Origin of the sequence: Haloactinopolyspora alba (assembly GCF_003014555.1) — a bacterium.
Taxonomy (GTDB): domain Bacteria; phylum Actinomycetota; class Actinomycetes; order Jiangellales; family Jiangellaceae; genus Haloactinopolyspora; species Haloactinopolyspora alba.
On the sequence record NZ_PYGE01000002.1, the window covers coordinates 356,133 to 377,848 of the forward strand.

The 21,716-nt window shown below is 70.9% G+C and carries 22 protein-coding genes; 13 read left to right on the top strand and 9 right to left on the bottom strand.

All coding sequences use genetic code 11. The features are described 5' to 3' along the window. Positions 1-69 precede the first annotated feature (69 nt). Positions 70-2,052, top strand: coding sequence for a DUF7937 domain-containing protein (locus tag CLV30_RS04260; RefSeq protein WP_106535925.1), 1,983 nt, complete (start codon positions 70-72; stop codon positions 2,050-2,052). A 35-nt stretch (positions 2,053-2,087) separates the two neighbouring features. On the opposite strand, the gene CLV30_RS04265 is transcribed toward CLV30_RS04260, so the two are convergent. Then, entirely contained in the window at positions 2,088-2,672 is a 585-nt protein-coding gene (locus CLV30_RS04265) for a TetR/AcrR family transcriptional regulator (RefSeq protein WP_106535926.1), read from the bottom strand. A 4-nt stretch (positions 2,673-2,676) separates the two neighbouring features. Then, entirely contained in the window at positions 2,677-3,003 is a 327-nt protein-coding gene (locus CLV30_RS04270; RefSeq protein ID WP_106535927.1) for a DMT family transporter, read from the bottom strand. Positions 3,004-3,109: 106 nt separating this feature from the next. Between CLV30_RS04270 and era the strand changes: the two genes are divergently transcribed. Both era and leuA read left to right on the top strand, forming a co-directional pair. Beyond that, positions 3,110-4,051 carry a GTPase Era gene (gene era / locus CLV30_RS04275; RefSeq protein WP_240723148.1) on the top strand — a complete coding sequence of 314 codons (942 nt, stop codon included), beginning with the start codon at positions 3,110-3,112 and terminating at the stop codon, positions 4,049-4,051. A gap of 149 nt (positions 4,052-4,200) precedes the next feature. Then, positions 4,201-5,940, top strand: coding sequence for a 2-isopropylmalate synthase (leuA, locus tag CLV30_RS04280; RefSeq protein ID WP_106535929.1), 1,740 nt, complete (start codon positions 4,201-4,203; stop codon positions 5,938-5,940). A 134-nt stretch (positions 5,941-6,074) separates the two neighbouring features. Here leuA and CLV30_RS04285 read toward each other — a convergent pair whose 3' ends face one another. Beyond that, entirely contained in the window at positions 6,075-6,572 is a 498-nt protein-coding gene (locus CLV30_RS04285) for a DUF5994 family protein (protein ID WP_106535930.1), read from the bottom strand. A 264-nt stretch (positions 6,573-6,836) separates the two neighbouring features. Here CLV30_RS04285 and CLV30_RS26240 point away from each other — a divergent pair, with 264 nt between their 5' ends. The 5 genes from CLV30_RS26240 (at position 6,837) to CLV30_RS04305 (ending at position 11,997) form a co-directional block, all read left to right on the top strand. Then, positions 6,837-7,433, top strand: coding sequence for a DUF5994 family protein (locus CLV30_RS26240; RefSeq protein ID WP_165358423.1), 597 nt, complete (start codon positions 6,837-6,839; stop codon positions 7,431-7,433). Between the two features lie 28 nt (positions 7,434-7,461). Further along, on the top strand, positions 7,462-8,487 hold the full coding sequence (locus CLV30_RS04290) for a fatty acid desaturase family protein (RefSeq protein ID WP_205740434.1): 1,026 nt from the start codon (positions 7,462-7,464) through the stop codon (positions 8,485-8,487). 169 nt (positions 8,488-8,656) lie between these two features. Then, positions 8,657-10,261 (top strand): D-alanyl-D-alanine carboxypeptidase/D-alanyl-D-alanine endopeptidase, encoded by a 1,605-nt coding sequence (gene dacB, locus CLV30_RS04295; protein WP_106535932.1) that lies wholly within the window; start codon positions 8,657-8,659, stop codon positions 10,259-10,261. A 140-nt stretch (positions 10,262-10,401) separates the two neighbouring features. Further along, positions 10,402-11,130 (top strand): DNA repair protein RecO, encoded by a 729-nt coding sequence (recO, locus tag CLV30_RS04300; protein WP_106535933.1) that lies wholly within the window; start codon positions 10,402-10,404, stop codon positions 11,128-11,130. 78 nt (positions 11,131-11,208) lie between these two features. Continuing rightward, entirely contained in the window at positions 11,209-11,997 is a 789-nt protein-coding gene (locus CLV30_RS04305) for an isoprenyl transferase (RefSeq protein WP_106535934.1), read from the top strand. Positions 11,998-12,004: 7 nt separating this feature from the next. Here the strand turns inward: CLV30_RS04305 and CLV30_RS04310 are convergent, their stop codons facing one another. After that, entirely contained in the window at positions 12,005-12,463 is a 459-nt protein-coding gene (locus tag CLV30_RS04310) for a MarR family winged helix-turn-helix transcriptional regulator (protein ID WP_106535935.1), read from the bottom strand. A 118-nt stretch (positions 12,464-12,581) separates the two neighbouring features. Here CLV30_RS04310 and CLV30_RS04315 point away from each other — a divergent pair, with 118 nt between their 5' ends. Beyond that, on the top strand, positions 12,582-13,109 hold the full coding sequence (locus tag CLV30_RS04315; protein WP_205740433.1) for a MarR family winged helix-turn-helix transcriptional regulator: 528 nt from the start codon (positions 12,582-12,584) through the stop codon (positions 13,107-13,109). Here the strand turns inward: CLV30_RS04315 and CLV30_RS04320 are convergent. From CLV30_RS04320 to CLV30_RS04335, 4 genes are all read right to left on the bottom strand, one after another. Further along, on the bottom strand, positions 13,055-14,314 hold the full coding sequence (locus tag CLV30_RS04320; protein ID WP_106535937.1) for an RNA polymerase sigma factor: 1,260 nt from the start codon (positions 14,312-14,314) through the stop codon (positions 13,055-13,057). The genes CLV30_RS04315 and CLV30_RS04320 overlap by 55 nt on opposite strands. Positions 14,315-14,428: 114 nt before the next feature. Then, a complete protein-coding gene (locus CLV30_RS04325) occupies positions 14,429-15,424 on the bottom strand; it encodes a metal ABC transporter permease (protein WP_106535938.1) in 996 nt (331 codons plus the stop codon). Further along, positions 15,421-16,170 (bottom strand): metal ABC transporter ATP-binding protein, encoded by a 750-nt coding sequence (locus tag CLV30_RS04330; protein ID WP_106535939.1) that lies wholly within the window; start codon positions 16,168-16,170, stop codon positions 15,421-15,423. The genes CLV30_RS04325 and CLV30_RS04330 overlap by 4 nt, the downstream gene beginning before the upstream one ends. Positions 16,171-16,198: 28 nt before the next feature. Then, the gene (locus tag CLV30_RS04335) at positions 16,199-17,215 is read right to left on the bottom strand and encodes a metal ABC transporter substrate-binding protein (protein WP_106535940.1); all 1,017 of its coding nucleotides are present in this window, start codon (positions 17,213-17,215) and stop codon (positions 16,199-16,201) included. 179 nt (positions 17,216-17,394) lie between these two features. Here CLV30_RS04335 and CLV30_RS04340 point away from each other — a divergent pair, with 179 nt between their 5' ends. Then, the gene (locus tag CLV30_RS04340; protein WP_106535941.1) at positions 17,395-17,817 is read left to right on the top strand and encodes a Fur family transcriptional regulator; all 423 of its coding nucleotides are present in this window, start codon (positions 17,395-17,397) and stop codon (positions 17,815-17,817) included. Between the two features lie 61 nt (positions 17,818-17,878). Here the strand turns inward: CLV30_RS04340 and CLV30_RS25870 are convergent, their stop codons facing one another. Then, the gene (locus CLV30_RS25870) at positions 17,879-18,292 is read right to left on the bottom strand and encodes a DUF6703 family protein (protein WP_129710838.1); all 414 of its coding nucleotides are present in this window, start codon (positions 18,290-18,292) and stop codon (positions 17,879-17,881) included. A gap of 67 nt (positions 18,293-18,359) precedes the next feature. On the opposite strand from CLV30_RS25870, the gene CLV30_RS26885 reads away from it, so the two are divergent. From CLV30_RS26885 to CLV30_RS04360, 3 genes are all read left to right on the top strand, one after another. Then, positions 18,360-18,911 (top strand): antibiotic biosynthesis monooxygenase family protein, encoded by a 552-nt coding sequence (locus CLV30_RS26885; RefSeq protein WP_211300009.1) that lies wholly within the window; start codon positions 18,360-18,362, stop codon positions 18,909-18,911. Next, positions 18,908-20,179, top strand: a complete 1,272-nt coding sequence (locus tag CLV30_RS04355; protein WP_106535943.1) for a YibE/F family protein — start codon at positions 18,908-18,910, stop codon at positions 20,177-20,179. The genes CLV30_RS26885 and CLV30_RS04355 overlap by 4 nt, the downstream gene beginning before the upstream one ends. A gap of 139 nt (positions 20,180-20,318) precedes the next feature. After that, positions 20,319-21,704 carry a glycine--tRNA ligase gene (locus CLV30_RS04360; RefSeq protein WP_106536074.1) on the top strand — a complete coding sequence of 462 codons (1,386 nt, stop codon included), beginning with the start codon at positions 20,319-20,321 and terminating at the stop codon, positions 21,702-21,704. Positions 21,705-21,716: the final 12 nt, after the last annotated feature.

The window sequence follows — 21,716 nt, forward strand, 5'->3', positions numbered from 1 at the left end:
ATGAACTTCTGCAGTAACTGCGGGGCTCCGGCCTCGGGAACGGCGTACTGCGGCAACTGTGGACAACCGATGACGGCCGCGGCATCCACGTCGTCGCCGGGGGCCGAGACGCAGCGCCGGGCCGCGCCCGCGGCGACCGGAGCGCGCTCGGGCGTGGCCAACCCGTTCTCCGACATCCCGATCATCGACTATGCGCGCGACGCCGTCGCGCTCATTCTGCTGCTCGTGTCGTTCGGCATGCCGTGGGACCTCACGGACTCGTCGACCGGCAAGGTGTACGTCATCCTCGCCACGCTGCTGTCGGTGGCCTCGCTCACCGTGCCGTACCTGAAGCGCGGCGGCATCCTCCCGGCGACCTGGGGTGCGTCGCAGCTGCGCCTGACCCGGCTGGCGGCCAACGCGCCGTACTTCATCGTGGTACTGGTGACCTTCGTGCTGGCTTACGTCGGTGACGGCGGTGGCGACGGGGTCGGCATCGGTATTGCCTTCGGGCTGGCCGGGGCTGTTCTCGCGGCGCAGGGACGCCGGAGCGAACAGCTGCCCGAACCCGGTGACGGTGCGTTGTGGCGTGCCGTCACGGCCGGCTTGGGCGGCTTGTTCGTCCTGCTCACGGCCATCAGTGTGGTGTGGTATCTGGTCGACGCCGACGAGACCCTCGAATGGGCGCCGATCACGATGCAGATCCTCGTCGGGCTGTTCTTCCTCGCCCTGATCGCACTGCCGGTGGCTGGATTCGTTCGTGGCCAGGCCGGCTGGGGCGACGTTCTGCTGCTGCTCGGCGGCGTCGGGTTGTTCGTCGGTCTGTGGCAGCTGAGTGCCGAGCGCACGATCGTCGACGCGTGGAGCCTGCAGACGGGCGTGCACGGTGTGCTGTTGTACCCGGCCATCGGCGCCGCGGCGTCGGCGGCCGGTGTGGCGAAGTTGGTCCGTCCCGTCGTCGGTGCGGCACGGTGGGTCACCTTCTCCGTCCGGCTGTTCCAGCTGGTCGCCCTGGTGTCCACGTTCGGCGCCGTGATGTACGTGGTGTGGCTGATCGGGTTCGACGACGGCCGCGGCAGCGCGATCACCGTACTGGTACTGCACTTGTTGATCGTCGTCGGCGCGCTGGTGGGGCGGAATGCGTTGGTCGGCGATCCCGCTCAGGGCCGTGCCGTCGCCATCGGTGCCGGGTTGGTCTCCGCGGTGGTCGGAATCGTGATCGCCGCTGTGCTGGGCGCCTCGGATCTCACCTCCGTCACGTTGGTGGATGCGACGATGGTCAGCGTCATGTGGTTCTCGGCCGTCGCAGTTCTGCTGGCACTCACCGCGCCGGCGTCGGTGCGTGACGAGTACGGCCCGGTGGCCATGAACATGAACGGGCTCGGCATGAACGGAGCCGGCGGCGGAGGCACCGCTATCGCTTCGGCCCCGGCGGCGCCGCAGGCGCCGACGGCTCCGGCAGCTCCCACGACCACCGAACGCTCGAGTGAGTCGGCGGCCCCGGCCTCCACCGCGGCGGCCGCGGCGGCAGCCGGGACGGCGGCGTCGAGCGACGCGGACACCGGCCGGACCGGCTCGGCCGCGGGTACCGAACGTGGCATGGACGAGCAGGTCGACGTGGACGGCCCGTCGCAGGACGGGACCGACCGGACGGAAGCCTCGACTCGGCCCGGCGAGACACAGTCCGGTGAGGCCCGGTCCGGCGAGACCGGCGAGGCCGAGTCGGCGGCCGAGACGGAGGCCGCCGAGACCGGCGCCGAGACCGAGGCCGCCGAGACGGAGGTGACCGGCGGGGCCGGCTCCACCAGTGCTTCCTCGCCGGACCAGACGGCGGTCCTTCCGCAGGCCGGCGCCAGCGGTGAGCCGGAGGTCGTGCACGAGGCCGGCTTCGACTCGCGAGTCGCCGCCGATCCGGACACCCCGTTGCAGACCCTGGCCGACATCGCGGCGCAGGCGCCGTCCCTGCGCCCGTACGTCGCGTCGAACCCGTCGACCTACCCGGAGCTGGTGGAGTGGCTGCGCCAGCTCGGTGACCCGGCGGTCGACGCGGCGCTGCAGCGCCGCGGACGGTGACGCCGTCCTGAGACGATCCTCGGCGGTCCGCCACGTCAACGGCGTGGCGGACCGCCGTTCGTCATCTCCAGAACCGTGGCCAGCGCGCCGGCGGCTGCCTGTCTTGGTGCCCGACCCCCGGTGGCGAGCGCGCCGACCACGGCCCCGTCGACGATCGCCAGCACCACGTCCGCCGGGAGGACGCCCCCGTGTCCGGACGCGGTGAGCACGGCGTCGACGTGCTCGCGTGCGGCGTCGTTGGTCCGTCGGGCCGCTGCCGCGAACAGCGGCTCGCGTGCGGCGCCCACGTAGCGTTCGTACCAGGCGAGCAGTTCGTCGTCGGCGGCCGGAGTGAGCAGCCCGGTGACGAGCTCCGCGGTGTGCTCCGCGGCCCGTGACTCGACGCTGAGCACGGAGACGGTGCGGCGCATCCGTTCGAGGTCGGCGTCGACCGATGCGTCGACGGCGGCGCGGCGCAGGTCGCCGAGGTCGGTGAAGTAGTAGGTGGTCGCGCCGAGCGGGACGCCGGCGGCAGCCGCGACCGCACGGTGACTGACCGCGTCCAGTCCGCCCGAGACGAGGACGGACCTGGCCGCGTCGGTCAGGAGGGCGCGGCGGCGTTCTCCCTTGCTGGTGGCCATGAGGTCAGTGCGCCGAGCCGCCGGCGAGGTTGAGCATGACGACGCCGCCGACGATCATCGCGATGGCGGCCGTGCGCAGCACCGTGGCCGGATCGCCGAGATACAGGATGCCCACGACGGCGGTGCCCACGGCGCCGATGCCGACCCACACCGCGTATGCGGTGCCGACCGGAAGGTCCCGCAGGCCCAGGCCGAGCAGGCCCATGCTGATCGCGACGGACACGGCGAACCCGAGCGTCGGCCAGAGCTTGCTGAAACCGTCCGAGGCCTTCAGGCACAGCGCGAAGGCGGTCTCGAACAGTCCGCCGACGATGACGAACAGCCAGGCCATGATCCGTCTCCTGACAACGACGACAATTTCATGTACGAGTGTACACAAAAAATGGTACGGCAGTACAGGTTTACAGCCAGTGCGACCGCGGTGGGAGACTTCATGCGTGAGTGACGAGAGCGGCGAGACCGCAGCGCAGTTCCGATCCGGATTCGTCTGTTTCGTGGGGCGCCCGAACGCGGGCAAGTCCACACTCATGAACGCGATGGTGGGCGACAAGGTCGCCATCACCTCCAGCCGGCCGCAGACCACGCGGCACGCCATCCGGGGCATCGTGCACCGCGACGACGGCCAGCTGGTGGTCGTCGACACCCCCGGACTGCACCGCCCCCGCACCCTGCTCGGCCAGCGGCTGAACGACGTCGTCCGCACCACCTGGGCCGAGGTGGACGTCATCGGCATGTGCATCCCGGCCGACGAGGACATCGGACCTGGCGACCGGTTGATCGCCGGCGAGATCGCCGAGATCGCCCGGACGCCGAAGATCGCTGTGGTCACCAAGACCGACCTCGTCGACGACGGACGGCTGGCCCAGCAGCTGGCCGCGGTGGGTGAGCTCGCGACGGAGTACGGCTTCGACTGGGCCGACGTGGTGCCGGTCTCGGCGACCACGGGGGCCCGGGTCGACCTGCTGGCCGAGCTGGCGCTGGGACACTTCCCGGAAGGGCCGCCGCTGTACCCGGAAGGCGACCTGACCGACGAGCCGGAGGAGAAACTCGTCGCCGAGCTCGTGCGGGAGGCCGCACTGGAGGGCGTGCGCGACGAGCTGCCGCACTCCATCGCCGTCGTCGTGGAGGAGATGATCCCGCGCGAGGACCGGCCCGAGGACCAGCCGCTCCTGGACGTGCACGTGAACCTGTTCGTCGAGCGAGAGAGCCAGAAGGGCATCGTCATCGGGCGCGGCGGCACCCGCCTGCGCAGCGTCGGCGCGCAGGCGCGGACGCACATCGAGCGGCTGCTGGGAACGCCGATCTATCTGGACCTGCACGTCAAGGTCGCCAAGGACTGGCAGCGGGACGCGAAGAAGCTGGGCCGGCTCGGCTTCTGAGCGGGCGGGGGTGCTACAGTCGTCCCGATGCAGCGCTTCGGCCTCCTTCTTAGCTGCCGCGGTGAGGTCCGCTAGACCGGCTCCCTCATCGCGGTGGGTTCGCGCTGCCGGTCGCGCCTGTTCGACCGCTTTCTGGAGTCCGAGTTCTCATGAGCATCACCCCATCCGTTTCCACCTGGCCGCCGGAGCAGCAGCCGTCGGGCCTGCCCGTCCACCGATACCGGCCCTTCCACGAGCAGATCACCGTCGACCTGCCGGACCGCACCTGGCCGTCGAAACGCATCGAGACCGCGCCACAGTGGTGCGCCGTCGACCTGCGTGACGGAAACCAGGCGCTCATCGACCCGATGGACGCCGAACGCAAGCTGCGGATGTTCCAGCTGCTGGTGTCCATGGGGTACAAGCAGATCGAGGTCGGTTTCCCGGCGGCCAGCCAGACCGACTTCGACTTCGTGCGCCGGCTGATCGAGGGGGAGCACATCCCCGGCGACGTCGCCATCCAGGTCCTGACCCCGTGCCGCGACGAGCTGATCGCGCGGACCTTCGAGTCGCTGCGCGGCGCGAAACAGGCCATCGTGCATCTGTACAACTCGACGTCGGTGCTGCAGCGGCGAGTGGTGTTCGGGCTCGACCGTGACGGTGTCACGGACATCGCGACCTCGGCCGCCCGCACGGCGCTCAAGTACGCCGAAGCGGTCACGCCGGACACCGAGATCTACTGGGAGTACTCGCCCGAGTCCTACACCGGAACCGAGCTGGAGTACGCGGCGGAGATCTGCGGAGCCGTCGCCGACGTCCTCGAGCCGACGCCGGACCGGCCGATGATCGTCAACCTGCCGGCCACCGTCGAGATGGCGACGCCGAACGTCTACGCCGACTCGATCGAGTGGATGCACCGCAACCTGCCGCACCGCGAGTCGATGATCCTGTCGGTGCACCCGCACAACGATCGCGGGACGGGCGTGGCCGCCGCCGAGCTCGGCGTGCTGGCCGGCGCCGACCGCGTCGAGGGGTGCCTGTTCGGCAACGGCGAGCGCACCGGCAACGTCTGCCTGGTGACGCTCGGGATGAACCTGTTCACTCAGGGTGTCGACCCGCGCATCGACTTCGGCGACATGGACGCCATCCGGCGCACGGTGGAGTACTGCAACCAGCTGCCGGTGCCTGAGCGGTTCCCGTGGAGCGGGGACCTGGTCTTCACGGCGTTCTCCGGAAGTCACCAGGACGCCATCAAGAAGGGGCTGGAAGCCGTCGAGCGCGACGCCGACGAGGCGGGCGTGCACGTCGACGAGCACCGGTGGGAGGTGCCCTACCTGCCCGTCGACCCGAAGGACATCGGCCGCAGCTACGAGGCGGTCATCCGGGTCAACTCGCAGTCCGGCAAGGGCGGCGTCGCGTACGTCATGAAGAGCGAGCACCAGCTGGACCTGCCGCGGCGGCTGCAGATCGAGTTCTCGGGCGTGATCCAGACGGTCACCGACGGCGAGGGCGGTGAAGTCGGCCCGCAGCGCATGGGCGAGATCTTCACCGCCGAGTATCTCGGACGGGAGACGCCGCTGGCGTTGAACTCGGTGCACACGTCGTCGGCCGAGGGCGAGCGGGACGCGCTCGACATCGGGGTGATCGTCGACGGCGAGCACCGCAAGCTGCACGGCGAGGGCGACGGGCCCATCGACGCGTTCATCGACGCGCTGGCCGAGGTCGGCCATGAGGTACGGGTGCTCGACTACGCCGAGCACGCGCTGAGCTCCGGCGCCGACGCCAAGGCCGCGGCCTACCTCGAGTGCACCGTCGGCGGCGAGGTCTACTGGGGAGTCGGCGTGGACGCGAACATCGTCACCGCATCCCTGAAGGCCGTCGTCAGCGCGGTGAACCGCGCCTGCGCCTGATCGAACCACCCGCAGGAGCGCAAGGCCCAGGACCGGGCCGTGGCCGGATGCCGCCGGGTGCTGCGCCGGAGGGCGCGGCACCCGGCACCCGGCGCGCGGCATCGCCCGGACGCCACGCGCCCGGTACGGCGGGCTCAGGACGGCGTGAGCTGTGTGCGGTTCTTGCCGCCGCGGGCGCGCGGTACCTTGACCGCGGGCACGCCGGCGCCGTGCGTGGTGGTCGCCGCCGCGAGGGCGGAGCTGGCGCTGGCGCGGTTGTCCCAGTTCAGCACGCGCGCGAACGCCTCCGCGGCGAGCGTGGTCCGGCACGTGGGAGGGACGACGAGCAGGTCGATGCGGGCACTGCCGTCGTTGCCGCTGAGCCTGACCATGTTCGGGTCGATCGATTGGAACAGCGCGAGTCGGACGGGCCGACCGGCGACGATCATCTGCTGCGAGACCGTGTCCCAGCCCTTGTGACTGAACGAGATCCACTCGGTGGTGAACCCCCTGCTGTCCAGTGAGTTGATCAGTGACGGCAGTTCCGCCGTCAGTTCGTGCGACCTGGGCCACCACACACCGTGCAGACGAGGATGGTCACCCGGTCGGACGACTCGATAAGCGATCCGTGCGGTGACGTCGTCGTCGGGCATCGGAAGGATTGACTGGCGCATGTACGCCGCCTGACTTCGGCTGACTGGGCCGAGATTCTCGTTCGACGCTGCAGCGGATCTGGAGTGTCCGGTGTCGGCGCGATGTCTTCACTGTACACGTCCGTATCAGCCGCTCAGCAGCGTAGACTGGAGCCATCGGCGCTGGTACGGCTTCGTTCACGTCCCCGACGGCGCCGGATCGGTGATCCCGGCTGTGGCCGGAGACTGGTGGCGACCATGCCAGAGACCACCCCTCATCCATCCGTGCAGGCCGCTGCCGCGCGCGCGGTGTTCCGTCCGGGTACGGCCGGTGTTCGTGCTCTCGACGGCGCCTGGTGGCCGCGGTCGCGCGATCTGACGGCTGAACTGCCCGCGTTGGTGGCGGCGCTTACCGGCAACGGTTTCGAACCTGCTCGGGTCGCGTACAACCCGCAGACGTGGGATGCCGCGGGCCGGAAGGTCGCCGTGGCGGAGCGGACGATCCGATTGGGTTGGTTCCGGACCATCGACCCGCACCTGGTGAGCGTGACGGGACTCGACCGGTGGGATCGAGCCGATCTGCTGGTCGTGCCGTTCGACAGCGACCCGGGCGTGGCCGACCGCGCGTTTGCGCGGGTCCTGGGCGGGTACGAGCATGAGAAGGCGACCGTGATGTTGGCAGCGGTGCAGCAGTGCCCGCCGGGCGGAAACACCCGGCGGCCGAGTGGGTCAGCGGCTGTGGACGTATGGGAGTCCGAGGGGGGATCTCGCGGCCGTGACATGCCCGGCCGCGGTGTCGTTGTGAAAGGTCAACCTCATGAGCGAGTCCCCTACACCGGAACGACATGGCGTCGTAGACCGGCAACCCCCGCGCCCCGGTGACAGCGGAGGATCCCGACGAGAGCGGTACGTGAGCGCGTACACCGAACTGTCGCGTCGGGTTCAGGACCAGGGTCTGCTCCGCCGCCGGTACGGCTACTACTGGTCCGTGATCATCGCGACGGTGGGCGCGTTCGCCGGAATATGGGTGGCGTTCGCGTTTCTCGGCAACTCGTGGTTCCAGCTGCTGCTGGCCGCGGGGCTGGCCGTGGTACTCACCCAGTGTGGCTTCCTGGGCCACGACGGCGCGCACCGGCAGATTTTCGCCTCGCACCGCTGGAACGAGTGGACGTCCCGGGTGCTCTCGGGGGTGTTCGCCGGGCTCAGCTACGGGTGGTGGCTACCGAAGCACAACCGGCATCACGCCAACCCGAACAAGGAGGGCAAGGATCCCGACGTCGGCCCCGGCGCGGTGGCGTTCACACCCGCCGTCTCCGAATCGAGGCGTGGCCTGGCTGCCAGGCTGACCCGCGCACAGGGCTACTTCTTCATCCCGCTCCTGCTGTTGGAAGGGCTGTCCCTGCACGTGTCGAGCATCCGCACGATCGTGAGCCAGCGGTCGTTGAAGCACCGATGGACCGAGGCGGCGTTCGTCACCGGCCGCCTCGGTGGATACATCACCGTCCTGCTGCTCGTCCTGCCCCCGGGCAAGGCCGCCGCGTTCTTCGGTGTCCAGATGGGCCTGTTCGGGCTGTTGCTCGGTGGCTCGTTCGCACCGAACCACATCGGCAGGCCGATCGTGCCGCCGGCCGAGAAGCTCGACTTCCTGCGCCGCCAGGTGCTGATGTCGCGCAACATCAGGGGCGGCCGGGTGATGGACTTCGCGATGGGCGGGCTCAACAACCAGGTCGAGCACCATCTGTTCCCCAGCATGCCGCGGCCGAACCTGCGTCGGGCCCGGCCGCTCGTGCAGGCTCACTGCGCACAGCACGGGATCACCTACACCGAGGCCGGACTGTTCGGCGCCTACAGGGCGGTGCTGCGCTACCTCAACGCTGTGGGGCTCAGGGCGAGGAGTTCGTTCCGTTGCCCGCTCGCGGCGGAGTACCGCGCCTGAGTCCGTGACGTGGCCCGTTTCCGGCGGATCGGATCGACCTTTGTGCGTCGATATTTTGCGTCGAGTCATGGTGATCGCGACAGATTGTTCGGCGATGTCTTGACAGGGCGAAAGGTATAGACCAGTCTTCTCGACTTGAGAGCGTGATCTTCGACGTCGAGGAGCTGCCATGAGCGGACGTACCCGGCACATCGTCACCTCGATCGCGGTCGGCGCACTGGTCGGCGGAGCCGGTCTCTCGTCGCCTCTGTTCGGCGCGGACCCGCCGGCGCCGGGCGGCTCGCTGCGGCAGGTCGACACCGCGCACGAGGGACTCGCCGCGGACATCGACGAGATCCTGGCCGACAGCCGTCTCGACGGCGCCCAGGCGGCGGTCGTCGTCCGCGACGCCGAAACCGGCGAAACCGTGTACGAGCACGAGCCGGACCAGCGGTTCATGCCCGCCTCCAACGCGAAGCTGCTGACGTCCGCGGTGGCGCTCGACGTCCTGGGACCCGAGCACACCTTCACCACCACCGTCGCCACCACGGGGCGCCGGAGCGGCACGGTGCTGCGCGGCGACCTCCACCTGCGCGGCGGCGGCGATCCGACGATGCTGGCCGAGGACTACGCCGCGCTGGCCGAACAGGTCGCCGACGCGGGTGTGCGCACGATCGTCGGCGACGTCGTGGCCGACGACAGCCGCTACGACGACGTCCGGCTCGGCAACGACTGGAACTGGAACGACGAGCCGTACTACTACGCCGCTCCGGTGTCGGCGCTGACCGTCGCGCCGAACACCGACTACGACGCAGGCACCGTCATCGTCGACGTCGACCCGGCCGCGGAACCGGGCGCGCGTCCGGACGTCACCGTCGTCCCGGAGACCGACAGCGTCACCGTCGTCAACGAGGCCACGACGGCCCCTGCCGGCGACGGGTCCGGCATCCGGGTGGGGCGCGAGCACGGAACCGACGTCATCACCGTCACCGGCAGCATCGCCGTCGACGCCGGCGGCAGCCGGGACTGGGTGAGCGTGTGGGAGCCGACCGAGTACGCCGCGGACGTGTTCGTGCGGCAACTGCGCCGCAACGGCGTGCGTGTGCTCGGCGGCGCCGCCGAGGGCGTCACCCCGGACGGCGCGCGCCGGATCGCCGCGCACGAGTCGATGCCGCTGCGTGAGTTGATGGTGCCGTTCATGAAGCTGAGCAACAACGGCCACGCCGAGGTGCTGATCAAGGAGATGGGTCGCGTCGTGGCGGGGGAGGGCAGCTGGGACGCCGGGCTGGACGTGCTGCGTGACGAGCTCGCCACCGGCTACGGGCTGGACGTCGACACGATGTCCAACCGGGACGGGTCGGGACTCTCGCGGCGCAATCTGATCCCGCCGGAGCAGATCGCCACGCTCCTCGAGGAGGTGCAGGACCGGCCCTGGTTCGACGAGTGGCACGAATCGCTGCCCATCGCCGGCGAGTCGGAGCGGATGGTCGGCGGCACGCTGCGCTCCCGTATGGACGGCACGGCAGCTGACGGCAACGTGCACGCGAAGACCGGCACGCTCACCGGCGCGACGGCGCTGTCCGGCTACGTCACCGACGCCGACGGGCGGCGGCTGATCTTCTCGGTCATGTTCAACGACTACCTCAGCGACAAGCCGAGTGACCTGGAGGATCGCATCGCGGTGCGGCTCGCCGAGTACAGCCAGGACGCCGCGACCCTGCGCCGGCCGGCGGCGGAGGTGCCCGCAGTGGATCTGCCCGGCAACGTCGAGTGCTCGTGGGTGAAGGCCTGCTGAACTGTCTCCGTCACCGTCTCCCATGATCATCGGCACTTTCTTGGCCATACGGCGGGAAAGTGCCGATGATCAGCGGGAGGACGGTTCGAGGACGGCGAGCCTGGTGTGCCGGCGTGCCGGCTTCGGGCGACAATGGGCGGGTGAGTCTCTACCGTGACGAAGGGATCGTCCTGCGCACCCAGAAGCTGGGTGAGGCGGACAGGATCGTCACTCTGCTGACGCGCGGGCACGGCCGTGTACGAGCCGTCGCCAAGGGCGTACGCCGCACGAGCAGCCGCTTCGGAGCTCGCCTCGAGCCGTTCATGCACGTCGACATCCAGCTCGCCACCGGGCGCACCCTCGACGTCGTCACCCAGGCCGAGACCATCGCGCCGTACGGCATGAGCATCACCGACGACTACGGCCGCTACACCGCGGCCACGGCGATCCTCGAGACCGCCGAACGGCTCACCGCCGAAGAGGGCGAGCCGACGGTGCAGCACTACCTGCTGCTGGTGGGCGCGCTGCGCACGCTGGCCGAAGGCGCACACGAGCCGGGTCTCGTGCTGGACGCGTACCTGCTGCGCGGGTTGTCGGTGGCCGGTTTCGCGCCGAGTTTCTCCGACTGCGCCCGGTGCGACGCCGAGGGGCCGCACCGGTTGTTCTCGGTGCAGGCCGGTGGCATCGTGTGCCGGTCCTGCCGACCGTCCGGTACGGTGGCGCCGGCGCCGGACACCGTCGCCCTGCTGGGGGCGCTGCTCACCGGCGATTGGGACGTCGCCGACGCGAGCGAACCCCGGGCCCGGCGCGAGGCCAGCGGCATCACGGCGGCGTTCCTGCAGTGGCATCTGGAACGAGGGCTGCGCTCGCTGACTCTGGTGGAGCGGTGAGGTGTCCGAACGCGACCAGGTGGGTGGAGCGGTGAGGCGCCGAGCGTCCGGAGTGGCCGGCCCGACGGAGGAGCGAGGGTGAGCAAGAAGGTCCACACGCCGCCGACACCGCACCCGTCGGGGGCGACCCCGCCACCCATCCCGGCGGAGTTCGTGCCGGACCACGTCGCCATCGTCATGGACGGCAACGGCCGGTGGGCGAACCGGCAAGGGCTGCCGCGCACGAAGGGGCACGAGGCGGGCGAGTCGGTGCTGCTCGACGTCATCCACGGCGCGATCGAGATCGGCATCCGGCACCTGTCGGTCTACGCGTTCTCGACCGAGAACTGGCGCCGCACCCCGGAGGAGGTCCGCTTCCTGATGGGGTTCAACCGGGCGGTGATCCGGCGGCGCCGCGACGAGCTGGACGACCTGGGCGTGCGGGTGCGCTGGGCGGGGCGCCGCCCGCGGCTGTGGAAGAGCGTGATCTCGGAGCTGGAGAACGCCGAGCGCCGCACCCGGTCGAACGACGTCATCACGTTGCAGTTCTGCGTCAACTACGGCGGACGGGCGGAGCTGGGTGACGCTGCCGCGGCGCTGGCGGCGGACGCGGTCGCCGGCCGGGTGAATCCGGCGCGGGTGAACGAGCGGACACTGGCGCGGTACCTGTACAACCCCGACCTGCCCGACGTCGACATGTTCGTCCGGCCGTCGGGTGAGCAGCGGACGTCGAACTTCCTGCCCTGGCAGGCCGCCTATGCCGAGTTCGTGTTCCTGGACACGCTGTGGCCGGACTTCGACCGGCGGCAGCTGTGGGAGGCGGTGGAGATCTTCGCCCGCCGTGACCGTCGGTACGGCGGCGCCGATCCGGCGGCGCCGGCGGTGTGATCCGGCGTCAGATCGGTCCCATGTCGCGTTCCTCGGACCAGCCGAGATTGGTGGCCATCCGTTCGAGCACGGCCACGGTGGTGCGGTAGTCGTCGTCGCTGATGCCCTCGGTGATGCGGGCACGGTCCGCCGCGACCTGCCCTTGGATGTCGACGAGCGCCTTCTGGCCGGTCTCGGTCAACCCGACCCGGTCCGGTCCGATGGGCGCCGCCCAGCCGCGGCTGCACAGGTCGTCGACGATCGGGCGGACGGTCGGCATGTGCGGAGCCAGGTACGGTGCGGCCTCGTCGTCGATGTGTGCGTAGCTCGCTGGGCCGTCCTGCAGGAGGTTCAGGATCTGCCAGTGCCGTGGCGTGACGGCGGCGCCGCCGAGGACGGCGTCGAAGCTCTGGTCGATGAGCCGATCGACCAGCTTCAGCCAGTACCCGATGGGGTGGCGATCCGCAGGCGCCCCGGGCGCGTTCATGGTGAGCTCCAGCTCCTTCGAGCAACGACTTACATGTCCGAATACAAGTGCATGTAAATTAGCAGTCATGTCTGGCGCTGCGTCGGAGAACGATGTGATGGCGACGATTGAACGCGCCATGATAACGCTGCAGTGGGCGATGACGCGGCGTGTTCCGCGTGAGTCGTCGTCGCGGCACGGGACGCTGCCGCCGCCGATGTACGACGTCCTGGCCGCGGTCGACGACGGCGCCAGCACCGAACACCCGATCGGGGTCACGGAGGTCGCGACGCTCGTGCGCGTCGACCAGCCGAGGGCCAGCCGGCTCGTCGCTCAGGCGGTGACCGGCGGCCTGCTGCGGCGCGAGGCGGATCCGCGGGACGGCCGGCGCAGCGTGCTCGTGTTGACCGCGCACGGCGGCGACGTGCTCGCCGACGCGCGGCGGCGCCGTCGAGCCACCATCGAGGCGGCGATGACCGGCTGGTCACCCGCGCAGCGTCGTGACTTCGGGCGGTTGCTGACCGCGTTCGCCGCCCGATGGGACAGCCAGCACGACGGTGACGCGACGCTGCCGGAGCCGGACGATGCGGGCCACCTCGTGGGCCGTGCCGGTCACGACGGGCCGGAGTTTCCGGCGTCCAGCAGCGCTGCCCGCGACTCGAGGTAGTGCCGTTCCGGCAGGCTGGTCGTGCGCCGCGCGGCCTGGCGGTACGCGGCGCGGGCGGCTTCGTCGTCGCCGGCCATTTCCAGCAGGTGCGCGCGGACGGCGTGCAGCCGGTGGTGTTCGGCCACCCGGTTGTCGTCCTCGAGCTGCGTGAGCATCGCCAGCCCGTCCTCCGGTCCGCGGACCATGGCGACGGCGACGGCGTGGTTGAGCGTGACCATCGGGTTCGGCGCGATCCGGGTGAGCAGTTCGTAAAGCGCGACGACCTGCGGCCAGTCGGTGTCCTCGGCGGCGCCGGCTTCGTCGTGAATCGCGGCGATGGCGGCCTGTAGCTGGTACGGCCCGACGGGCCGCGACGACAGCGCCTCCGTCACCAGCTCGACGCCCTCGGCGATGGCGGAGGCGTCCCAGCGGCTGCGGTCCTGCTCCGCCAACGGCACCAGGGCGCCGTCGTCGGTGGTCCGCGCGTTCCGCCGCGCGTCGGTGAGCAGCAGCAGCGCCAGCAGCCCGGCGACCTCTCCGTCGTCCGGCAGCAGCCGACGGACCTGCCGGGTGAGCCGGATCGCTTCGCGGGTGAGATCGGCGCGGTGCAGGTCGTCGCCGGACGTCGCCGTGTATCCCTCGTTGAAGATCAAGTACAGCACGTGCAGGACGGCGCTGTGCCGGTCGGCGTGCTCGTCGTCGGCCGGCATCCGGAACGGAGCGTCGACGGCCTTGAGCCGCTGCTTGGCCCGGCTGATCCGTTGCCCCATCGTCGCCTCGGGGACGAGGAACGCGCGGGCGATCTCGGCGGTCGTGAGCCCGCCGACGGCACGCAGCGTCAGCGCGATCTGGGAGGCCGACGACAGCGCGGGGTGGCAGCACAGGTAAAGCAGCGTGAGCGTGTCGTCCTGTGCGGGTGTCACGTCGGCAGGGGACGATGCGTGGTAGTCGCCCGGCGGGACCATCGCGAACGCCGTCTCCTCGCGGCGGCGCCGTGCCGACTCGCTGCGCAGCTGGTCGGTCATCCGGCGGGCGGCCACCGTGATCAGCCAAGCCCGCGGGTTGGACGGCACACCCTCGGCGGGCCACTGTGCGGACGCGGCGAGCAGGGCCTCCTGGACGGAGTCCTCGGCGGCGTCGAAGTGCCCGTAGCGGCGCACGAGTGCGGCGAGCACCTGCGGCGCTTGCTCGCGCAGCAGGTCTTCCACGTCGGTCGTCGTGCTCACATCTCCATCCCGGCGACGAGGGTCACAGTCTCACACCTCCGCTGATCATCGGCACTTTCCGGGTCATACGCCGGGAAAGTGCCGATGATCAGCGGGCGGGGCCGGTCGGTTTCGTCAATGTTCGTCGTAATGGCGCCCGTGCGCGGCGTGCAGATGCCCGTCGTGCAGGTAGTCGGTGTGGTCGTCGTGCTCGACGGCCGGGTGGCCGCACTGCTCGTCGTGCTGGTGCGGATGGACCTCGGTGGGCACGTGCACGCCGGTGACCCGCGGATCGTCGGCGGGCGCCGGCGGACGGCGGCGCTGTCGCCATCGGCGGACGACGGTGCCCAGCGGCCAGGCCACGACGAAGCCGGCGAGGGCCAGCACGACGATCCCGGCGCCCGGCGCGACGTTGACGTAGTAAGAGAACACGACGCCGGACAGCGACGGAACGACCCCCAGGATCAGCGCCAGCGTGAACGTCGTCCTGAACCCGCGCGTCAGCTGCTGCGCGGTGGCCACCGGAACCACCATGAGCGCGCTGACCAGCAGCAGCCCCACGGTGCGCATGGCCACGGTGACGGTCACGGCGGCCATCACCGCGATCAGCGCGCTGTACAGCCGCACCGGCAGGCCGTTGACCTTCGCGAACTCCTCGTCCTGGCAGACGGCGAACAGCTGCGGTGCCAGCCCGACCGCCAGCACGACGACCACCACCGCCAGGATCGCCACCACCCACAGATCGGCGGCTGACACCGTGGTGATGGAGCCGAACAGATACGTGTTCAGGGTCGCGGCGGTACTGCCGGCCAGCCCGGTGAGCAGGACGCCACCGGCGATGCCGCCGTAGAACAGCATCGCCAGCGCGACGTCGGCCGAGGCCCGTCCGTGTGCGCGCACCGTCTCGATGGCGAGGGCGCCGGCGACGGCGACGACGACCGACGTCCACACCGGCGCCCATCCGGTGAGCAGACCCACCGCCACACCGGTCAGGGCGACGTGGCCGATGCCGTCGCCCATGAGCGCCAGCCGCCGCTGGACCAGATAGGTGCCCACGGCCGGGGCCGCCAACCCGGTGAGCAGCGCGGCGATGAGCGCGCGCTGCATGAAGTCGTAGTCGAGCAGACTCATCCGAACATGCCCGTCTCGTGCTCGTCGTCGTGATGGTCGGGGACGCCACCGGGTGCGACGGTCGCCGGTGCGGTGGCCAGGGCTCCGTCGTGGACCACCCGGCCGTTGTCGAGCACCACACCGCGATCGACCAGCGACGCCAGCGGTCCCATGTCGTGCAGGACCAGCAGCAGGGTGCGCCCGGACGCCACGAACGTGCGCAAGGCGCGGGCGAAGGCCTCCTGGCTGCGCTGGTCGACGCCGGCGTTCGGCTCGTCCAGGACGAGCATATCGGGCTCGGCGGCCGCGGCGCGTGCGATGAGCGTGCGCTGTTGCTGACCACCGGACAGCGACGAGACCGGGTCGCCGGCGCGGTCGCGGAGTCCGACCAGTGCGATCGCGTCGTCGACGGCGGCACGGTCGGCACGCGTCAGCGGCCGGAACACCCGGCGCCTGGCGAGGCGCCCGGAGGTGACGACCTCGCGCACGGTGGCCGGGACACCGGACGCGGCGTTCGCGCGCTGCGGCACGTAGCCCAGGCGGGAGAAGTCGCGGAACGTGCGCAACGACCGGCCGAACAGGCTGATCTCGCCCGCGGCGGCGGGCACCAGGCCGACCGCGGCCCGGACCAGCGTGGACTTGCCCGATCCGTTGGCGCCGAGCAGGCAGACGACCTCGCCCTCGTCGACGCGCAGGTCGACGTCGTGCAGGACGGTGCGCTCGTCGAGGTCGACGCGCAGCCGGCGGATGTCGACGACGGTGGTCATGACCGCGACCGTACTCGTGCCGCAGCCGTCACGCGCACTGGTTGGCCGTGCGCAGCGCCTCGAGGTTGGCGCGCATCAGCTCGAGGTAGTCCTGGTCGGCGGTGTCGTCGGTGCGGCCCTCGATCGGGTCGAGGACGGCCGCCTCGACACCGAGATCGTCCGCGAGCGTCTCGGCGACGTCCGGGCTGACCAGCCGTTCGTAGAAGATCGTCGTGACGCCCTCGGCCCGGACGACGTCGTGTACCTCGGCCAGCCGCTCCGGCGAGGGTTCGGCCTCGGGATCCAGGCCGCCGATGCCGACCTGACGCAGGCCGTAGCGGTCGGCGAGGTAGCCGAACGCCTCGTGCGCGACGACGATCATGTCCTGCTTGCAGTCGGCGAGACCGGTGGTGAAGTCCTGGTCCAGCGTGCGCAGCTGCTCGGTGAGCGCGTCGGCGTTGGACCGGTAGGTCTGCGCGTTGTCCGGGTCGGTCTCGGCGAGCTGGTCGGCGACGGACTCGGTGATGGTCACCATGATCGTCGGGTCGAGCCAGATGTGCGGGTCGCCCTCCAGGTTCTCGTGGTCGTGCCCCTCGTGGCTCTCGCCTTCGTGGGTCTCACCCTCGTGTTCCGCGTGACTCTCGTCCTCGTGGGTCTCACCCTCGTGTTCCGCGTGACTCTCGTCCTCGTGCCCGCCGTCGCCGTGGTCGGCGAAGTCGACCAGGGTGCCGACGTCGAGCGCCTCGTCCTGCGCGTTCTGCTCCACGGCGGCGTCGACCGACGGCTGGAAGCCGTGCAGGTAGACGACCAGGTCGGCGTCGGCGACCTGACCGACCTGCTGCCCGGTGAGCTCGAGATCGTGCGACTCCGCCCCTGGCTGGGTCAGGTTCTGGACGTCGACGTTCTCGCCGCCCACCCGCTCCGCCGCGAAGGCCAGCGGATAGAACGAGGCCACGACGGTGGGGCCGCCGCCGTCCGCCGCGTCGCTGGACGAACCGCAGGCGGTGAGGAGCAGGGCGGCACCGGCAACGGCCGCGACGGCAGTGCTCGTACGTCCGATGTTCATGGGAGACATTCTCATCTGTATTGAGAGCCATTGTCAAAACGGCGCTGGTGTCAACAGCGTCGAGGTTGCCCACCGGGTTGCCCGTGGCGGCTACCATGAACAACAGAATCATCATCGATTCGCTCGTGACGGTGCTGTGTCGCCGGTGTGTCGGGCGAGCAGGGAGGCGGGCCAGCCCAGTGTCGGTCAGCGGACAGCCGGTCAAGGAGCAGCGCCGCACGCGTCAGCGGGCGGCCGTCGACGAGGTGCTCGACGAGACCGCCGACTTCATCAGCGCCCAGGAGCTGCACGCCATCCTGCGCTCACGCGGCGCCGGAGTCGGCCTGGCTACCGTGTACCGCACCCTGCAGACCATGGCCGACGACGGCCGTGTCGACGTGCTGCGTGCCGACGGCGGCGAGGCGGTCTACCGGCGGTGCCTGCGCGAGGAGCACCACCACCATCTGGTCTGCCGCTCGTGCGGCGCTGCCGTCGAGATCGCCGGTCCCACCGTGGAACGGTGGACGAAGTCGATGGCGGACAAGTACGGCTACGTCGACATCTCGCACACGCTGGAGATCTTCGGCACCTGCCCGCGCTGCGCGGCGCAGAGTTCCCCATGATCATCGGCACTTTCCCGTCACATGGGCGGGAAAGTGCCGATGATCATGGGGAGAGTGCCGGTCACGGCAGGCCGCCGGTCGCCTGAGCCAGCACCAGCCCGGCCATCACGAGGACCACCACCAGCCGGATCAGCCGCGGGCCCGGCTGCAGCCGCGGCCAGGCCAGCGTCAGCAGCCACGCGAGGAACAGCACCACCACGCCGAGCAACGCCGGGCCCACCGGCGGCGGCGCCAGCAGGCCGCCGAGCAGGATCGCACCGGTGACGACGCCGAGCACCCACTTGGGCGCCGAGCTCAGCCGCACCAGGATCGGGTAGCTGACCTTCTCGAGCCGCGCCCGCGCGCCCGACCGGGGCGGCGGCGTGGCGGGTCCGGGCCGGCGCGGCCCGCCCGAACGCGGCGCCCGAGAACCCTGCCCCGGGGCCTGGGGCCGGCGGTTGGGAGTACGGCGGGGCTGGCGGCGGTTCTGCGGCACGGTTGTCCTTTGTTGGGCGTGCGGGCGACGGAGGTCACTCGGCATCGTACGGTGGTGCGGCACCGTCGTGCTGCACGGCTCGGCGTCCGGGTTCGAGCCCAGCACCGCACCGAAGGGAACACCCATGCTCGTCGTCACGCGGTACCGGGTCCCGCCCGATGACGCGACGTCGTTTCGCGACCAGGCCCACGACGCGCTCGTCGTGCTGTCCCAGCAGCCGGGCTGGCTCGGCGGTCAGGTGGGGCGCGCCACCGACGATCCGGAGGCCTGGGTGATCAGTACCGTCTGGCGCGACGTCGGCTCCTATCGCCGTGCGCTGTCGGCCTACGACGTCAAGGTCGGCGCCGTTCCGCTGCTGTCGCGGGCCATCGACGAGCCGACCGCGTACGAGGTGCTGGCCGCGGTGCCGGCCGGCGGACCGGGCACGTCCGGCGACGCGGCGCCCGCGGGTGTGTCCGGCAGCGCCCGCGCCAGCGACGCCGACGAGGTCGGGCTCGGCTCCGCCGCGGCGCCGACGGTGCGCACCGACACCGATGCGCCGGAGCCCGGCCGGCAGTCCGGCCGGCCCGGCGGTTCCGGCACGGACGGTTCCGGCGCCGACGGGGACCGCTCGACGTGACCGGCGCACACCTGCACGGCAGTGCGCAGCACGACGATCCACCACCGGCGAGCCCGCACGTGCGGCACCTGGTCGTGGCCGTCCTGGTCCCGCTGATCCTGGCCACCGTCGCCGGCCTGATCATGCTGTGGCCCTCCGGCGAGCAGCCCAGTGTCGACGCGGGCGTGCGCACCGACGCGACCATCCTGTCGATCGAACCGTGTCCCGACGCCGCGACGGCGCCTCAGGCGGGACACGACCACGGCGGTCAGGGGCAGCAGGGGAGCCAGCAGTGCTACGAGGCCGGGGTCCGGGTCGACTCCGGACCGGACGAGGGCGTGGAGACGACCGTGCCGTTGCCGTTCGGCGCCGGCGCTCCGGAGTTCTCCGTGGGCGACGAGGTGGTGCTCGGAGCGCTGCCGGACGCACCGCTGGACAGCCGGTACGAGGTGCTGGACTTCCAGCGCAGCGGGTCGCTGATCTGGCTCGGAGCGCTGTTCGCGGTCGCCGTGGTGGTGCTGTCCGGTTGGAAGGGCCTGGCGGCGCTGGGCGGGCTGCTGGTGTCGCTCGGGGTGCTGGTCGTGTTCGTGCTGCCCGCGCTGCTGACCGGGGGTGATCCGTTACCCGTCGCCGTCGTGGGCGCGTCGGTGATCATGATCGTGACGCTGTACCTGGCGCACGGGGTGTCGGTGCGCACCTCGATCGCGCTCATCGGCACTCTGGTCAGCCTGACGCTCACCGGGGTCCTGGGCACGCTGTTCACGTCGCTGGCGCACTTCACCGGCCTGGTCGATCATGCGGCGAGCTACCTCGGCACCGTCGACACCGATATCGACCTGCGCGGGCTGCTGCTCGCCGGCCTGGTCATCGGTGCTCTCGGCGTGCTGGACGACGTGACGATGACGCAGAGCGCCGCCGTGTGGGAGCTCGCCGCCGCCGACCCTGCCGCGTCGCGGAGGTCGCTGTTCGGTGCCGGGCTGCGCATCGGGCGCGAGCACGTCGCGGCGACGGTGAACACGCTGGTGCTGGCCTACGTGGGCGCGTCGCTCCCGCTGTTGATGATGTTCAGCGTCGCCGGGCAGGGGGTCACGGACGCGATCACCACCGAGGCGGTCGCCCAGGAGATCGTCCGGGCCCTCGTCGGAGGCCTGGGCATCATCGCCGCCGTGCCCGTGACCACCGGACTGGCCGTCGTCGCCGTCCGCAGCAAGGGACATCGTCCGGCGGGCCGGCGCGCCGGACGCCAGGCGCAGCCGTCGGCGGCGCGTACCCCGGCGGCGGCCGACTGACGCGACCCGGAGCACCCTGGGTGGACGGGAAGGCTCCGGCCCGGCGGCGTGCTCGTCTACTCTCGATACCGGCCGGTATCTCCTGGTAGTGGTGGGGCCGGTCCGCAAGCCGTCAACGTCCGACATGGAGTGAGTGCTCGTGCCCGCACCCGTCGACGCCATCGTCTCGCTGGCCAAACGGCGCGGCTTCGCCTACCCGTCCGGGGAGATCTACGGGGCGACGCCGTCCGCGTGGGACTACGGACCGCTGGGGGTGGAGCTGAAGGAGAACATCCGGCGGCAGTGGTGGCGGTCCATGGTGCAGCAGCGTGACGACGTGGTCGGCCTCGACTCCGCGGTCATCCTGCCGCCCGACGTGTGGGCGGCGTCGGGTCATGTGGACGAGTTCGTCGACCCGCTGACCGAGTGCCGGGCGTGCCGGCACCGGTTCCGGACGGACCAGATCGACGACGGTCCCGGCCCGTACGACCCGGCCCGGCTGGCGCTGGTCCCGTGCCCGGACTGCGGCGCGAAGGACGCCTGGACCGAGCCGCGGCTGTACAGCGGTCTGCTGGCGACACGGGTCGGCACCGGCGAGTCCGGCTCCGGCGCCGGGGACGGGACGCACTATCTGCGTCCCGAGACCTCGCAGGGCATCTTCGCGAACGTCTCGAACGTCATGAACTCCGCTCGGCGGCGGCCGCCGTTCGGCATCGCCCAGGTCGGCAAGGCGTTCCGCAACGAGATCGCTCCGGGCGACTTCGTCTTCCGTACCCGGGAGTTCGAGCAGATGGAGATGGCGTTCTTCATCGAGCCCGGCTCGGAGGAGTCCTGGCACGAGTACTGGCTGCAGGCGCGGTGGGACTGGTACGTCGACCTGGGGATCCCCGTGGCCGACCTGCGCCTGTACGAGCACCCGCAGGAGTCGCTGGCGCACTACTCCACCCGCACCGTCGACATCGAGTACCGCTTCGGCCTCGGCGGCGATCCGGACGGGTTCGCCGAGCTCGAGGGTGTGGCCAACCGCGGCGATCTCGACCTGAGCCGGCACGCGAAACGCTCCGGGCAGGATCTGAGCTTCTTCGACCAGGAGAAGGGCGAACGGTGGGTGCCGTACGTCATCGAGCCGGCCGCCGGTCTGTCCCGTTCGGTGCTGGCCTTCCTGCTCGACGCGTACGACGTCGACGAAGCGCCGAACGCGCGCGGAGGCACCGACGCGCGCACGGTGCTGCGCCTGGACCCGCGTCTGGCGCCGGTGAAGGTCGCGGTGCTGCCGTTGTCGCGCAACGCCGAGCTGTCCCCGCGCGCGAGGGAGCTGTGCCGGCAGTTGCGCGAGCGCTGGAACGTCGAGTTCGACGACTCCGGCGCCATCGGCCGCCGGTACCGCCGCCAGGACGAGATCGGCACGCCGTACTGCGTCACCGTTGACTTCGCCTCGCTCGACGACGGTGAGGTCACGGTCCGCGAACGCGACACCATGGGCCAAGAACGGGTCGGTCTGGACAACGTCGAGCGGTACCTCGCCGAGCGCCTTCCCACCTGCTGAGGCGGCCGGCAG